Raw genomic sequence first — 15472 nt, 5'->3', positions numbered from 1 at the left:
GATTCACGTCACGCAGAGTGTTCGCTCGGCTCTACTCTGTACGCGGCGTGGGGATCCTTCGGACGGAGAGTGAGGGGTCGCGGTGACCTTGTCGGAGCAGGTGGAAAGCACGGGGACCGAGGAGGCCTACGAAGAGGTCGAACAGGCCAACGACCTGAACCGGGCCGTCGGCAAGCAGTTGAGGCTGCTGCGGGAGCGAGCCGGCCTGACCCAGAAGGAGTTGGGGGACCGCCTCGGGTACGGCCCCGACCTGATCTCCGCGCTGGAGAGAGGCGTACGGACGCCTCAACGGGAGTTCCTGGAAGCGGCGGACGAACTCCTCGACGCGGGCGGGCTGTTGAAGGCGCTGATCGAGGACGTGGAGCGGGCCAAGGCGAAGGCGAGGGTCCGGCATCCGGCATGGTTCAAGGACTACGCGCGTCTGGAGCGCAGCGCGGTCGAGATCAACTTCTACAACAACCATGACGTGCCTGGTCTGTTGCAGACCGAGCGACGCACCCGAGCGCTGTACGTGATGCGCAAGCCGGTGCTGGACCAGGACACCGTCGAGCAGCGCGTGGCCTCCCGGGTGGACCGGCAGGAGATCCTGACTCGCTGGCCCCTTCCCATGGTGACCGCGGTGATCGAGGAGGTGGTGCTGCGACGCCCCCTCGGCGGCTGGGACATCCACCGGGAACAGCTGGAGCATCTGCTCAAGCTCGGCCGGCTGCCCAGCGTGGAGCTCCAGGTGATGCCGTCGGAGCGAAGCGAACACGCGGGAATGGGCGGGCCGTTCGTGCTGCTGACGCCCAAAGGGAAGCCGCAGGTCGGGTACACCGAGGCGCAGAGCAGCAGTAATCTCATCACGGACCCCGAGGAGGTGCGGATGCTTGCCGCGCGGTACGGGAGCATCAGGGCCCAGGCGCTTACGATGCAGGAGTCCCTTGTCCTGATCGAGAGCTTGCTGGGAGAACGATGAGCACCGCTGAGCCCGCACCCCACGCCTGGATCAAGAGCAGCTACAGCGGCAACGAGGGCGGCGAGTGCCTGGAGGCCGCTGCCACGCCCGGCACGATCCACATCCGCGACTCCAAGGCCCCCGCCCGAGCTCGACTCGCCTTCCCCGCTGACGAATGGGCCGCGTTCGTGACCTACGCGGCCCGCCGGGACTGACCGCCGCCCATGGACGACAACGTGTACGTCGGCAACGCCGGCAAGGACGCCGCGGTCGACCGGGGTTGGCTGCTGGGGCACTTCAAGCCGGACGGCGATCCCCGGCACAGCGACGACCTCGAGATCAAGTGGGGCGTCCACCCGCGGGGCGACCGGCGTGCGCAGTGGGTCCGGGGCGAGGAGCGCACCGCGCTTCAGGTGCTCGTCAGCGGCCGGTTCCGGGTCGAGTTCCCGGGACGCAGCGTGGTGCTCGAGGAGCAGGGCGACTACGTCGTCTGGGGCCGCGGGGTGGACCACTCCTGGGTCGCCGAGGAGGAGTCGGTGGTGCTGACCGTGCGCTGGCCGTCCGTCCCGGGCTACGCGGTGCCGCAGGAGCCCGCCGGGGAGTGACCGGCGGGTGTTGCCGGTCGTGCCGCCTCCCGTTTGCGGACGCGTCCGCAGGGATACACGGTCGGGGCGCACCACCCGCCGGCACCCGACAGCAGGCACCCGACAGCAGGCACCCGACACCCGCCCCGACGACCGACACAGGCCGCGGACGCCGAATGTCGCCGACGACGGCGCAACAACGGCTCCCACGCGGAAGGTTGTCCATGGACCCGGTCGATCTGCCCCTGCCCGTCGTCCGCCGCGACGCCGACGGCCACACGCCCGCCGGGAACGCCGCCGACGTCGACGTCGCCACCCTCGAAAGGGACCTGCGCGCCCGCGTCGACGGCGAGGTCCGTTTCGACTCCGGCACACGCGCGGCGTACGCGACGGACGGTTCCAACTACCGGCAGGTGCCCATCGGCGTCGTCCTCCCCCGGACCGTGGAGGCCGCCGAGGCCGCGGTCGCGGTGTGCCGGGAGCACGGAGCGCCGCTGCTGTCCCGGGGCGGCGGCACCAGCCTGGCGGGGGAGTGCTGCAACACCGCGGTGGTCCTGGACTGGAGCAAGTACTGCAACCGGCTGGTCTCCGTGGACCCGGAGAACCGCCGCTGCGTCGTGGAACCGGGCATCGTCCTGGACGACCTCAACCGCCTGCTCGCCGAGCACGGCCTGCAGTACGGGCCCCGCCCCTCCACCCACCCGAACTGCACCCTCGGCGGCATGATCGGCAACAACTCGTGCGGATCGACGGCCCAGGCGTACGGCAAGGTCGTCGACAACCTGCACCGCCTGGAGATCCTCACCTACGACGGCGTCCGCATGTGGGTGGGCCGCACCGGCGACGCCGAGCTTCAGGCGCTGACCGCCGCGCCGGGCCGGGAGGGCGAGATCTACCGCGGCCTGACAGCGCTGCGCGACCGGTACGCCCACCTCGTCCGGGAGCGCTACCCCGACATCCCCCGCCGCGTCTCCGGCTACAACCTCGACTCGCTCCTGCCCGAACAGGGCTTCGACGTCGCCGGGCTCCTCACCGGCTCGGAATCCACCCTGGTCACCGTGCTGCGGGCGGAACTCGAACTCGTCCCCGTCCCCCGGCACAGCGCCCTGGTGGTGCTCGGCTACCGGGACGTCTGCGAGGCCGCCGACCATGTGCCGGCCGTCCTGGAACACGAGCCCATGGCGCTGGAGGGCGTCGACCACCAGCTGATCCGCTTCGAGCGCGAGAAGCGTCTCAACCCCGAAGCGCTGGAAGCCCTGCCCGACGGCCGCGCCTACCTCATGGTGCAGCTCGCCGGCGACACCCGCGAGGAGGTCGAGACCCGCGCGAGGGCCCTCATCGACGCCAAGCCCGACGACGTCGACCACACCTGGTACGAGGACCAGCGGCACGTCAGCGAACTGTGGGCGGTCCGCGAGTCCGGCCTCGGCGCCACCGCGCACGTTCCCGGCAAACCCGACACCTGGGAGGGATGGGAGGACTCCGCCGTCCCCGTGCCCCGCCTCGGCGACTACCTGCGCGACCTCAAGCGGCTCCACGAGGAGTTCGACTACGGCCACCCGTCGGTGTACGGGCACTTCGGCCACGGCTGCGTCCACACCCGCATCCCCTTCGACCTGGAGTCGCAGGACGGCGTCGCCCGGATGCGGGTCTTCGTGGAGAAGGCCGCCGACCTCGTCGTCTCCTACGGCGGCTCGCTGTCCGGCGAGCACGGGGACGGCCAGTCGCGGGGCGAGCTGCTCGTGAAGATGTTCGGGCCCGAACTGATCGAGGCGTTCGAACGGCTGAAGGGCCTCTTCGACCCGGGCAACCGGATGAACCCCGGCAAGATCGTCCTGCCCTACCGCCTCGACGACAACCTGCGCCTGGGCGCCGACTACCTGCCGTGGGAGCCCGACACCGTCTTCTCCTTCCCCGACGACGGCGGCAAGTTCAGCCGTGCCGCCGCCCGCTGCGTCGGCGTCGGCAAGTGCCGCTCCTCGCAGGGCGGCGTGATGTGCCCCAGCTACCGCGCCACCCGCGAGGAGGAGCACTCCACCCGTGGCCGCGCCCGGCTGCTGTTCGAGATGGTCCGCGGCGACGTCCACGGCGACGACTCCCCGCTCGCGCCCGACTGGCGCTCCCCCGAGGTGCGCGACGCACTCGACCTGTGCCTGGCCTGCAAGGGCTGCAAGACCGACTGCCCCGTCAACGTCGACATGGCCACCTACAAGGCCGAGTTCCTGCACCATCATTACGCGGGCCGGCTGCGCCCCCTCGCGCACTACTCGATGGGCTGGCTGCCCGCCATGGCCCGCGCGGCCGCCCTCGCACCCCGCACCGTCAACGCGCTGACCTCGGTGCCGTCGCTCGCCCGGCTGGCCAAGACCCTCGGCGGCATCGCGCCCGAGCGCGACCTGCCGCTCTTCGCCGAGCAACGGTTCACCGACTGGTGGCGCGAGCGCGGCGGACCTCGCGGTGACGGACACCGCGGCGAGGTCGTCGTATGGCCCGACACCTTCACCGACCACTTCCACCCCGCCGTCGGCCGGGCCGCCGTCGAGGTCCTCGAAGCCGCGGGCTTCCGCGTCAAGGTCCCCGACGCGGCCGTCTGCTGCGGGCTGACCTGGATCTCCACCGGCCAACTCGGCGTCGCCCGCCGGGTCCTCGGCCACACCCTCGACGTCCTGCGTGAGGACCTGCGCCGCGGCACCCCCGTCGTGGGCCTCGAACCGAGCTGCACGGCCGTCTTCCGCTCCGACGCCGCCGAGCTCCTCCCCAAGGACCCCGACGTGGACCGGCTGCGGGAGCAGACCCGCACCCTGGCCGAACTCCTCGTCGAACGCGCCGACGACTGGCAGCCGCCGAAGGCCGACGCCCGCGCCGTCGTCCAACGGCACTGCCACCAGTACGCCGTCATGGGCTTCGACGCCGAACGCGAGATCCTCGAACGCGCCGGCGTCGACGCCGACGTCCTGGACGCCGGCTGCTGCGGACTCGCCGGGAACTTCGGCTTCGAGAAGGGCCACTACGAGGTGTCCATGGCCTGCGCCGAGGCGGGGCTGCTGCCCGCCGTACGGGAGGCGGACGACTCCACGCTCGTCCTCGCGGACGGCTTCAGCTGCCGTACGCAGGTCGAACAGGCGGGCACAGGCCGTGCCCCGCTGCATCTCGCGGAGGTGCTCGCGGCGGCCCTGCGCGGCCAGGACGCCCGGCCCGAGCGGCCCACCGCCCCCGGCCCGCGCGCCCTGCGTCCCCTGGCCCTCGCCGCCTTCGCGGGCGGCGCGGCGCTGGGCGCGGTGGCAGTGGCGGTGGCGCGTGGCCGGGGCGGGAAGCGGCGGTTCCCGCCCCGTTAGGCGGGTTCTCCCACCCGTGCGCGGGTGACGCCGCCGGGCGGGGCGGCGTCACGGACGTCAGTCGCCCGTGGCGCCGAACCGGGCCGAGCACTCCAGCAGCAACGCGTGGACGAACCCCTGCGGCAGGTTGCCGCGCAACTGCCGCTGCGCCACGTCGTACTCCTCCGCGAACAGCCCCGGAGACCCGCAGGCCGCGCGGGTGCGCTCGAACCAGCGCACCGCCTCCAGGTCCCGCCCCTGCGCGTGCGCGGCCAGCGCCATGGTGAACCCGCACAGCAGGAACGCCCCTTCGGCGTCGCCCAACGGTCCGTCCTCGTGCCGGAAGCGGTAGACGTACCCGTCGTCCGAGAGCTGTCGCGCCACCTGCTCACGGGTGAGCGCCAGACTGTCGTCGTCCGGCGGCACGGCCCCCCGGGCCAGCGGCAGCAGCAGGGCCCCCTCCGGGCCGGGGTCGTCCTCGGCGCGCTGCCAGTGGCCGTCGGGATGCAGACAGCGCGCCCGGGTGGCGTCCAGGAGCCGGTCCGCCAGCCGGGACCACCCGGCGGACAGCCGCGACCACTCCGGCGACCTGGAGCCGCGCGTCGCGTCCACCAGCTCGCGCAGGCCCACCACACAGCACAGCCGCGAGTGCGTCCACCAGCGGCTGTCCAGCTCCCACAGCCCCGCGTCGGGCTCGGCCCAGCGCTCGGCGACGGCGTCGGCGGCCACGACAGCCGCCTTGGCCGCCCGGCCGTCCAGGAGGTCGTGCCGGGCGGCCGCGGCGAACAGCTGGAGGGTCTCCCCGAACACGTCGAGCTGGAACTGCCCGCCCGCGTGGTTGCCGGTCCGGTCGTGGCCGCCGGGATACCCGACGAGCGGCAACGAGCGCTCAGGCGGCAGCGGTTCGCCGTACACCGTGTACGCGGGACGCAGTTGCGCGCCGTCCTCCAGCAGACGGTCGGCCACGAAGCGCACGGCCCGCTCCAGCAGGGGATGCGGGCCGTGCGCGGCGACCGCGACGCCGGCGTAACACTGGTCGCGCACCCAGGCGTAGCGGTAGTCGTAGTCACGGCCGGTGTCGGCGCGCTCGGGCAGCGAGGTGGTGGCCGCCGCGACCATCCCGCCGGCGGAGCTGGTCAGCCCGTTGAGGACGGCGTACGCCATCCGCGTGTCACGGGGCGCTGCCGTGTCCGCGCAGTCGGGCACGGCGGACCTCCACCAGCGCTCGGTGTCGTCCCAGAGCCGGCGCGGGTCGAGAGGGCCGTCCTGCGGCTCGTCGGCGATCTCCAGGACGAGGTCGTGGGCGCCGCCCTCGGGCAGCCGGATCCGGGTGCGCAGACCGCCGTCCGCACCGGGACGGGCACGCTCGGCGCCGGTGAACCGCACATGCAGCGGCCCGGTGCGCGCCCGCCAGACGCCGTCCGGCTCGGCGCGGAGGTCCGTCATGGCGTGCCGCCCGAAGTCGGCGCGCACATCGAGGTCGACGTCGACGACGGCCTCGCCGCGTTCGGCCCGGACCTGGCGGAGGAGCACCGCGCGCCCGGTGCCGGCGGGCGTGGCGAGGGCCTCGCGGCAGGAGACGATGCCGTCGGCCGTGACCCATCGGCTGACGCGGATGAGGGTGCCGTCCTCGTAGTAGCCGCCCCACACGTTCCACGGGTCGGCCGGGCACACCTGGTACCGGCCTGGTCCGCCGAGCAGTCCGGAGAACACGGCGCCGCTGTGCCAGGCGGGCGCGCAGAGCCAGGCGATCTGCCCCCGCGGATCGATGAGCGCGCCACGCTCGCCGTCGGCGATGAGGGCGTAGTCGCGCAGGACGAAGGGGCCGGCGGCGGGACGGTCGGCGGGGGAGGCGTCGCTCGGGGTGGGGCCGTTCGAGGCGGGGTCGTTCATGGCGTCCGTCATCGCTGTCATGCTCGGGAAGGGTGTTCAGGAAAAGTCGTCGGTCACGCCGTGCGGTAGGGCGCGGCGTTCACTTCGTTCAGGGCGAGTCCGAGTCCGGCTCCCCGCGGGCGCCGGGACTGACGCTTCCGCCCCGCGGGTCGAGCGTGCCGTCGAACAGCAGGTTCTCGATCCGCACATGGTCGTGGAACCATTCCAGGTGCCGGGTGTTGGGCACGGCCGCGGCGACGTGCGCGTGCAGATGCGGGGCGCAGTGGCCCGAGACGTGCAGCCCGAGTCCCTCGGCGACGGCAGCGGCGCGCAGCCACACCGTGACACCGCCGCACCGGGTGACATCCGCCTGGAGACAGTCGACGGCCCCCGCGGTCGCCATCCGGGCGAAGTACGGCAGGTCGTAGCCGTACTCGCCCGCGGCGACGTCGGCGGTGACGGCGTCGCGCACCTCACGCAGCCCCGCCAGGTCGTCCGAGGAGACCGGCTCCTCCAGCCAGGTCACGCCGAGATCGGCCATGGCGGCGGCCATGCGCACCGCTTGCTTGCGGGTGTAGCCGCCGTTGGCGTCCACGTACAGCTCGGCCGCGTCGCCCACGGTCCGGCGGGCCAGCCGGGTGCGGTGCAGGTCGCGGTCCTCACACCGGCCCCATGACTCACCGACCTTGATCTTCACCCGGCCGACGCCCTGCTCCGTCCAGCCGCGCAGCTGCCGTTGCAGCTGGGCGTCGTCGTACGGGGTGAGGCCGCCGCTGCCGTACACCGCGACCTCGTCGCGCGCTGCGCCCAGCAGTCGCACCAGGGGCAGCCCGAGGAGGCGGGCCTTGAGGTCCCACAGGGCGATGTCGACCGCCGAGAGGGCGCCGGCCCCGATGCCGGGCCTGCCCGCGTTGCGCAGGGCCCGGCTCATCCGGTCGTTGGCCGCGGGGACGTCGTAGGCGTCGTGTCCGAGGACCAGGCCGGCCAGCTCGCCCTCCACCACCTGGGCGACGGCCGCAGACCCGTACGTCCAGCCGATGCCCCGCTCGCCCGCCGCGGCGACCTCGACCAGGACGAGGGTGATGGAATCCCAGGTCAGGGTGGCGTCACCGCCCGGCAGATCGGTCGGAACGCGGTAGACGGAGACGGCGAGACGCTCCACGGCCGGCCCGTCGCGGAGCGTCCGGGCCGGCGGGTGGGGCTCTGTGTGGGGCGTCGACGCACGGGCCGGCGGGTGAGTCTCTGGGCGAGGCTCTGTGTGGGGCTCTGTGCCGGTCTCCGGGCCGGGCACGCTCACGTGTTCTCTTCGGTGCTGTCGTGCCGGCCGGCGCCGGGCCGGTCGCCACGGTGCCGGCTGCCGGGGAGCATCTCCTGCACCTTGGCCTTGAGGCCCTGCCGGACCATGCCCGTGCGGTCGCTGTCCCCCTGGAGGATCGCCGAGGCGGCGGCCTCGATCTGGTCCAGGGAGGCGTGCGGCGGGATCGGCGGCACGGCCGGATCGGTGCGGAAGTCGATGACGAAGGGCCGGTCCGCCGAAAGGGCGCGGTCCCAGGCCGCCTCGACGTCCTCGGGCTTCTCCACACGTACGCCGTCCAGGCCCATGCGCTGGGCGATCTCGGCGTAGGGAAGGTCGGGGATGTGCTGGGACTCCTCGAACTGCGGCGCGCCCGACATGGCCCGCATCTCCCAGGTGACCTGGTTGAGGTCCTGGTTGTTCAGCACGGCGACGACCAGCCGCGGATCGGACCACTCACGCCAGTACTTGGCGGCCGTGATCATCTCCATCATGCCGTTCATCTGCATGGCGCCGTCGCCGACGAGGGCGATGGCAGGCCGGTCCGGATGCGCGAACTTCGCGCCGATCGCGTACGGCACACCGGGCCCCATCGTCGCCAGCGTGCCGGAGAGGGAACCGCGCATCCGGCCGCGCAGCCGCAGATGCCGGGCGTACCAGTTGGCGGAAGAGCCCGAGTCGGCGGCGATGATGGCGTCGTCGGGCAGCTTGCCGTCGAGGGCGTGGACCACGTACTCGGGGTTGACCGGGTCGGCGTCCACGGCCGCCCGCCGCTGCATGACCTCCCACCAGCGGGAGACGTTCTTCTCGACCTTCTCCCGCCAGGCCCGGTTCTCCTTGCGGCGCAGCAGGGGCAGCAGCCGGCGCAGCGTCTCGCGGGAGTCGCCCACCAGATTCACCTCGAACGGGTAGCGCAGGCCGATCATGTGCGGGTCGATGTCGATCTGCACGGCGCGCGCCTGGTCCAGCTCCGGCATGAACTGCGTGTACGGGAAGCTGGAGCCGATCATCAGCAGCGTGTCGCAGTCCTGCATCAGCTCGTACGAGGGGCGCGTGCCCAGCAGTCCGATGGACCCGGTGACGTAGGGCAGGTCGTCGGGGAGGACGTCCTTGCCCAGCAGGGCCTTGGCCACACCGGCGCCGAGCACGTCCGCGAGCTGCTCGACCTCGGCGCGGGCGCCGCGCGCGCCCTGCCCGACCAGCACGGCGACCTTCTCGCCGGCGTTCAGCACCTCGGCGGCCCGCTGGACGTCCTCGTCCGCCGGCACCGGCGCGTAACGCCCCAGGCCCAGGCTGGACGGCACCATCTTGAAGGCGTGGGTGGGCGGGCTGTAGTCCAGCTCCTGCACATCGGCGGGGAGGATGATCGCGGTGACGGTGCGCTTGGCGTACGCGGTGCGGAAGGCGCGGTCGATCAGGTTGGGCAGCTGCTCCGGCACCGTCGCCGTCTCGCAGAAGTCGGAGGCGACGTCCTTGTAGAGGCTCTGCAGGTCCACTTCCTGCTGGTAGGAGCCGCCCATCGCGCTGCGGTTGGTCTGCCCGACCAGCGCGACGACGGGAACGTGGTCGAGCTTGGCGTCGTACAGCCCGTTGAGCAGATGAATGGCCCCGGGCCCGGAGGTGGCGGCGCACACCCCGACCTTCCCGGAGAACTTGGCGTACCCCACCGCCTGGAAGGCGGCCATCTCCTCGTGCCGGGCCTGCACGAACCGCGGCTGGTTGTCGGCCCGCCCCCAGGCGGCGAGCAGCCCGTTGATGCCGTCGCCCGCGTAGGCGAACACATGCTCCACATCCCACTCGCGCAACCGCTGCAGGATGTAGTCGGACACCTTCACGCTTCCCATAAGTCACTCCACTCCGACCTCGACCACCCCCGCGCGAGGCTTTCTGGGTAACCGTGGGGGGCGGGGGGAAACGTCGGGGGACGGGGGCGCGAGCGGGAGAGCAGCGGCCGGCGTGGGGCTGGAGTGAGTCAGGCCGGGGAAGCCCGGCAGTTACCACGTCTGCGTGGTGGCGAAGTAGAGCTCCTCCACGACGGAACGATTCAGCGGTGCACTCGCCGGTAGGTGCAGAGGCGAGCCCGCCAAGGCTCTGTACTCCGCGTACCCCAGCAAAGCGGGGGCGACGGCGACCACAAGGTCCGGCGCGATGGCCAGCAGCCCGGAGTCGAAGAGGCGGTGCACATCGGCCCGCAGCAGCAGCCCTTCGTCGACACAGTGCCGCTCGGTGGTGGCGAACGGCCGAAGATGGGCCGCTTCCAGCACTTCCGCCGGGGCGGGCCCGGACACGGCGCACACCAACCCGTACTCACGGATCAGGGCCCGGCGAAACGCATCCTGCCCCCGCCGCACGGCCGCAACTGCTCTCCGTCGCCCTCCGGCCAGCGCGAGGGAGCGTCGGCGCGCGGAACGGGCCGCGAGGTCCCTCTCGGGCAACCGGACGCCACGAGCTGCCACCGCCGCGAGCGTGCCGGGCCGGTCCATCGCCTTGATCGACTGCTGGTCCGACTTGCTGAGGGTGATCTCGGCGAGGGCGTCCTTGTCCAGACAGCCTTCGAGTGGCTGCCACGTGCCGCCGTAGTGCGCCCGGTAGGTGGTCACCTGGATCATCTCCACCCGCGGCTCGTCGAAGGCGTTCCGACAAGGGCTGCACCGGTATCGCACCGATGCAGTGGTGCGTTCCTTGAAGCCGGTGCTCCCGCAGTAGGGGCACCGATTGCGTACCTTCTCCTGCCCCGGCAGCACGTCCAACTGCTCTATGCGCCCGATCCCGAGAGCCTCGTCACGATTCCTCACGATCACCAGGTCACCCACGGCAACTCGCCGGTAGTTACCCACGGTTGAGTCATAGCTGTACGACTCCTCCGCGACGTCCTCGTACCCGGCGTTGCCCTGGAACTGACGCACCGCATCATCTGCGATCAGTAACGACCAGACTCTATAGCTGACTTGCTCTGATGTGATCTCCAGCCGGTCCACAACGGAAGGATATGGGAACGCTGTTGGCGTGTGTGCTCGACGCGTGCCCCTCGTGCACCCTTCAACTTTGAGCCTCATGGCTCGAACCGCGCTCTACCTGCATCGGACCGGCCAGGTCACTGTCGAGAAAGACCGATTCGACGGCCCGCTGGGTGGGGAGCGCTTGGGGGTGGCCGATGGCCTACGTTCCGATCCTGAAAGGCAAGGCGGGGGAGTTTCTGGCGCTGGGACATGCCTCGCCGGCAGTCCAGGCTCAGATCCGCCCGGTCATGGAGATCGTTCCTGATTTCGAGCTCCGGGACCTACTGGAAACCTTTTGTGAGCACGCCATGGAGCACGTTCCCAACGGCATGGTCTTGACGGTGGACTGTGGCGCATTGCCCTTCGTCCGTGTACTCGAAGGAGACACGGGAGGCCCCGTGGCGCGAGTCAGCGAATCGCTGAGCCTTCGCGGCATTGCCATGTGCCCGGTCTTCAGGATCGCTGATCACCCAGCTTTGCTGGCCGAAGTGGCCAAGGCAGCAGCAGTGCACCGACAAGGCGCATGCCTGCGCTTCTCCACGGCCGTCGACCGCAGCGACCGGATCCCGGACGGAGAGCACGTACGCGACGCGCTTCGAGTGCTCCAGCTGGAGCCACAAGAGGTCGACTTGCTGGTTGACGCCGGCCCGGTGCACTCGGGTCGGACACGGGATGCCATGGCCACACGGATTGCCGAAGCCCTGAACAGCCTGTCCCGCTGGCCGTGGCGGCACCTTTGTGTTGCGGCCGGCGCGTTCCCCGTCAACCTTGCAGGCTTCCCGCGAGGCATGGCCACACCTGTCGTGAGGGAAGACGCGAATCTGTGGAGGGAGGTCGTCAGGCAGTGGCGAGGGCCGCGACCGCCTGACTTCGGCGACTTCGGGGTGACCTACCCGCGCATTCTGCCCAAGAGTCGTGGGACACCGGACCCCAACATGCGCTACACGACAGCGTCGGAATGGCAGGTCTTCGTTTATCCGCGGCTACGGCGAGGCAATGACGACTTCTTCGTTCTCAGCCAGGACCTCGTCAACTCGCCCTATTGGCCCGTCACGGGAGCTGCAACGTCGTGGGGTGACGCCCGCCTCCAGGAATGCGCCCAGAGAAGGCGCCAGAAGGCGGGTGGAGGCACGGAGTGGCGGGCCTGGGCGACGTCGCATCATCTAGCCGTCGTGACGTCTCACCTGACCGCCACGGGCCATCCGTAGCGATCAGATCGGGGCGCAGCTTGCCCGACGCGTCACGGCTGCGACCCCGGTCCCTGTGCGGGAGCTCGAAGGACGCTGTCAGATCTTGATCACCGTGGCGCGCCCGCCGCACAGAGCGGCGATGCCCTCGGGATCGGAGGTGAGGACTGTGACGGGGCCGGGTGCGGTGAGGGCGGTGGCGCTGAGCATGGCGTCGACGGCGTACTTGTGCCCGTGCAGGCCTGCGTTGGCGAGGAGGGCTGCTGCGTGCCGGGCAATCGGCTCGGTGACCGGTTCGACCACCAGGCGGGAAAGGGTCCATTCCAGGGCCGGGCGGTTGATCCGGGGATGAACCACTTCTACAAGGGTGGCCGCCGAAGTGATCACGCGCAGATCATCGGCGCGTGCCAGGGCAAGCCAGCCGGTCACTGTGCGGTCACGCAGGACAGCCTTGGCCAGCCCTTCGCTGTCGAGGACCAGGGTGCCGCCGGGGATGGCGACGGAACGGCTCACGCTGCGTTCGCTCCGCCCTGCGTCTGCTTCTCGCGTGCCTGGTGGAGCTGGTCCCGCAGGGACTGGATCTCTTCGTCCGTGATGGGCCCGTGCTCGGCCTCGGCCACCTGGATCAGCTCGTTGAGGTTGTCCCGTTCGATCTGTCGGGCCACGGCCGCGGCCACATAGGCGGACAGGCCGGAGGGTCCGCTGCGGGCCTTGGCGGCTTCGGCGACGTCGCGCGGCATGGTGATCGAGTACTTGCCGGTAGGCTCACTCATGCCACTCATCCTACCGCTCATCCTCCCTGCGTGGCGGGATTCACGCACTCTGCCTCTTACGCGCTGGCGGAGTAAGCGATGCGGTGGCCTGAAACCAGAGCGTTGATCAAGGAACAGTTCCCCCCGCCAAAGCCTCCGTGGCCCTTGGAGCTCCCCAGGGGCCTCGCCGTTTGCGCCTCCGGCCAGGGTGATGTGCTCAGCCCACCCACTTGGTGATCCGCGTACGGCCGCTCCGCTGCCCCACCTGCACATACGCGAAGACCCCGGCTCCACCGCTTCCGCTGGTGACGGGGTCTTTAGGCACCTACTGAGGTTGAACTCGTGATGTCGTCTTCGGTGATCAGGGGCTGATGGTCAGTCCCGTCTCGGTGAGGCAGCCGTCTATGAGGTGGCTGCGGTACTGGATGTGGCGGAGACCGCTTCGGATGGTCTGGACGAGGTGTTCGGGGGTGCTGAAGGCGACATTGGAGAGCCAGCCGCGTCGCAGGAGGGACCAGATGCCTTCGACGGGGTTGAGGTCGGGTGCGTAGGGCGGCAGGTAGTAGATGGTCTGCCAGTCCTGGGCTGCCGCCCATTCCCGCAGGTCGGCGGCCTTGTGGACGTTGAGATTGTCCCAAACCAGGACGACCGGGCCGCCGAGTTGTCGGTGTGCGGCGATCAGCAGGTCGCGGTAGTCGCGCCAGGAGAAGCTCTTGCGTCCGTTGCGGTTGCCGTCGTCGCGGCGGGGCCGATAGATCAGCCTCGAGCGGTGGCCGGGTTTGTAGCAGGTCAGCGCTGCGATGGAGATGCGTCTGCGGGAGCGGCCGCGGACCCGCACCACCGGGGTGCGGCCACGCTGTGACCAGGTCTTCGCTTGCGGCGGCGTCATGGAGAAGCCGGCTTCGTCTTCGAAGACGAGCCAGGCTCCACGGGCCGCCGCGAGTCTTCCGCGCAGGGCCAGGTCTCCTTCACCCAGCCAGCCACGGCCTCGTCGTCGCGTTCCATGGCCCGTCGGGCCAGGACCTGGCATGACCAGCCGTTGCGCACCAGCAGCTTGCGCACACCCTGGACGGTGTAGGTCAGGTGGAAGCGCCGGCCGATCACGGTCTTGATCCGGCCCAGGGCCCAGCGCTGTTCCTGCCAGCCGTGCGCGGTCGGCCCCTTGGCCAGCTCCGCCTCCAGTTGCGCGAACTGCTTCTCGCTCAGCCTCGGCAACGACGCCGGCCCCTGCGACCGCAGAGCACGCGGCCCATCCTTCTCCCACGCCTGCCGCCATCGCTGCACGGAGCGGACGCTGACTCGCAGGTCCTTGGCGATCACCGAGCTCGCCTCGCCCCGGGCGAACCTCTCGGCCGCCTTGAGCCGTAACCCCTCGCGGAACTGCTGCCGTTCGGCAGTCAGCCCGCCCCCTTGTGGATACCGCATGCCCCGGTAATACCGCACACGCGACGAGCCGTCAGCCCCTACGACTCCACGAGTTCAACCTCAGTAACCGACGGTCGGGCTTCGTCGATGGCCACGAGGTGACCTGCCAGCGTCGGCCGCGCGCCCCCTTCTCGCGGGGGCGGACGCACGCTTTCGGACTGTCCGCGTGGCTGTACGGGCGCGTTCGTGGAGGTCCGCGCGGCAGGTCGGATGGGGTGCGCGTACCGCTGTGAACGGTGGCGTCCGTCGGTGCACTGGACAAAGACCAGGACAACGAGCGGCTCAGCGGCATCATGGTTTGCTATGGACCTCTCTGGCATTGCAGCCCTGTTGGCTCTCGCCGGCATCCCTGTGAGCGTGCTGATCGTCCGTTGGCAGATGCGTGCCGCGTTGGATCAGGCGGAGATGCAGTATCGAGCCGCCCTGGAGACGGCAGAGGCGAACCGTCGAAGCGCCCTGGAGGCTGCCGAGCTGGCCCGCCAGAGTGCCGCTGAGGTTGCACGTGCCCAGTTGCAACTGGAACGGGCCCGATGGATCACTGAGTTGCGCGGTGCCGCATATAGGAACTTTCATAACTCTGTGTCGCTGTATCGGCGCTCTCTGTTAGCTGATGAACTTGACATCCAAGAACTTCAAGCTGCTTCGCGCGAGATACATGACAACATGCACGCAATCCGCCAAGTAGGGCCTGACGAGGTTTCTGTCATTACAAGTCGAATAAATAGGGTGTGCTACGGCATCCTTTCGCATATCAGACGTGGGATGTTAGGAGCCTCGTTGGAAGAGCGCACGGAATTGTGGAAGGAGCGGGTAGCGCCTCTACGTGCCGAGCTAAGCGATGCTATTAAGCAGGTGAACAGCCGCCGCGCCAGCTGGAGGCACCTTGGGTGACCATCGAGGATGGGGCGTAGGAAGCTTGATCTGTGAGGAGTGTGCTCAGAAGCCGGTCTACTGATCACCGCCCTCGCCGACCAGCGAGGCAGAAGAAGCCCTCGGCTCTGAACAGTTCAGATTGGGCTTGATCCGTTTTGGCGGACATCCGAGATCAGGGGTTCAGCCCCGGGAGGATGTCCATCATGGAGAGCATGGGGAAGAAGAAGCCTCGCCC

The 15472-nt window shown here is 70.3% G+C and carries 13 protein-coding genes and 1 pseudogene; 6 read left to right on the top strand and 8 right to left on the bottom strand.

What is annotated here, in order from left to right:
• Window positions 1-82 precede the first annotated feature (82 nt).
• The 4 genes from EV567_RS24130 to EV567_RS24115 all read left to right on the top strand — a co-directional run bounded on the left by EV567_RS24130 (window position 83) and on the right by EV567_RS24115 (window position 4856).
• On the top strand, window positions 83-958 hold the full coding sequence (locus EV567_RS24130; RefSeq protein WP_242620984.1) for a helix-turn-helix transcriptional regulator: 876 nt from the start codon (window positions 83-85) through the stop codon (window positions 956-958).
• Window positions 955-1152 (top strand): DUF397 domain-containing protein, encoded by a 198-nt coding sequence (locus EV567_RS24125; RefSeq protein WP_130443558.1) that lies wholly within the window; start codon window positions 955-957, stop codon window positions 1150-1152. Before EV567_RS24130 ends, EV567_RS24125 begins: the two co-directional genes overlap by 4 nt.
• 9 nt (window positions 1153-1161) lie before the next feature.
• Complete coding sequence (locus EV567_RS24120; protein ID WP_130443556.1) at window positions 1162-1542, top strand: signal peptidase I; 381 nt, start codon at window positions 1162-1164, stop codon at window positions 1540-1542.
• A gap of 203 nt (window positions 1543-1745) precedes the next feature.
• Window positions 1746-4856, top strand: coding sequence for an FAD-binding and (Fe-S)-binding domain-containing protein (locus EV567_RS24115; RefSeq protein WP_130443554.1), 3111 nt, complete (start codon window positions 1746-1748; stop codon window positions 4854-4856).
• A gap of 57 nt (window positions 4857-4913) precedes the next feature.
• Here EV567_RS24115 and EV567_RS24110 read toward each other — a convergent pair whose 3' ends face one another.
• The 4 genes and pseudogenes from EV567_RS24110 to EV567_RS24095 form a co-directional block, all read right to left on the bottom strand.
• Window positions 4914-6740, bottom strand: coding sequence for a glycoside hydrolase family 15 protein (locus EV567_RS24110; RefSeq protein WP_130443915.1), 1827 nt, complete (start codon window positions 6738-6740; stop codon window positions 4914-4916).
• 41 nt (window positions 6741-6781) lie between these two features.
• Window positions 6782-7869, bottom strand: a pseudogene (locus EV567_RS24105) (enolase C-terminal domain-like protein).
• A 131-nt stretch (window positions 7870-8000) separates the two neighbouring features.
• Window positions 8001-9845 (bottom strand): thiamine pyrophosphate-requiring protein, encoded by a 1845-nt coding sequence (locus tag EV567_RS24100; protein ID WP_207228844.1) that lies wholly within the window; start codon window positions 9843-9845, stop codon window positions 8001-8003.
• A 150-nt stretch (window positions 9846-9995) separates the two neighbouring features.
• A complete protein-coding gene (locus EV567_RS24095; protein ID WP_242620983.1) occupies window positions 9996-10979 on the bottom strand; it encodes an HNH endonuclease in 984 nt (327 codons plus the stop codon).
• 176 nt (window positions 10980-11155) lie between these two features.
• Here EV567_RS24095 and EV567_RS24090 point away from each other — a divergent pair, with 176 nt between their 5' ends.
• Entirely contained in the window at window positions 11156-12208 is a 1053-nt protein-coding gene (locus EV567_RS24090) for a beta family protein (RefSeq protein WP_130443550.1), read from the top strand.
• 78 nt (window positions 12209-12286) lie between these two features.
• On the opposite strand, the gene EV567_RS24085 is transcribed toward EV567_RS24090, so the two are convergent.
• The 4 genes from EV567_RS24085 to EV567_RS24070 all read right to left on the bottom strand — a co-directional run bounded on the left by EV567_RS24085 (window position 12287) and on the right by EV567_RS24070 (window position 14364).
• Window positions 12287-12700, bottom strand: coding sequence for a PIN domain-containing protein (locus tag EV567_RS24085; RefSeq protein WP_130443548.1), 414 nt, complete (start codon window positions 12698-12700; stop codon window positions 12287-12289).
• Window positions 12697-12960: a CopG family transcriptional regulator gene (locus EV567_RS24080; RefSeq protein WP_130443546.1), complete on the bottom strand. Its 264-nt coding sequence runs from the start codon at window positions 12958-12960 to the stop codon at window positions 12697-12699. The genes EV567_RS24085 and EV567_RS24080 overlap by 4 nt, the downstream gene beginning before the upstream one ends.
• 340 nt (window positions 12961-13300) lie before the next feature.
• Complete coding sequence (locus EV567_RS24075) at window positions 13301-13828, bottom strand: transposase (protein WP_242620982.1); 528 nt, start codon at window positions 13826-13828, stop codon at window positions 13301-13303.
• The gene (locus EV567_RS24070; RefSeq protein WP_130443544.1) at window positions 13825-14364 is read right to left on the bottom strand and encodes a winged helix-turn-helix domain-containing protein; all 540 of its coding nucleotides are present in this window, start codon (window positions 14362-14364) and stop codon (window positions 13825-13827) included. Before EV567_RS24070 ends, EV567_RS24075 begins: the two co-directional genes overlap by 4 nt.
• 303 nt (window positions 14365-14667) lie before the next feature.
• On the opposite strand from EV567_RS24070, the gene EV567_RS24065 reads away from it, so the two are divergent.
• The gene (locus EV567_RS24065; RefSeq protein ID WP_130443542.1) at window positions 14668-15255 is read left to right on the top strand and encodes a hypothetical protein; all 588 of its coding nucleotides are present in this window, start codon (window positions 14668-14670) and stop codon (window positions 15253-15255) included.
• Window positions 15256-15472 lie beyond the last annotated feature (217 nt).

Source organism: Streptomyces sp. BK239, from assembly GCF_004217285.1.
Classification (GTDB): domain Bacteria; phylum Actinomycetota; class Actinomycetes; order Streptomycetales; family Streptomycetaceae; genus Streptomyces.
The sequence above is the reverse complement of the archived record's forward strand: the minus strand, read 5'-3'. Positions and strand labels throughout refer to the sequence as shown.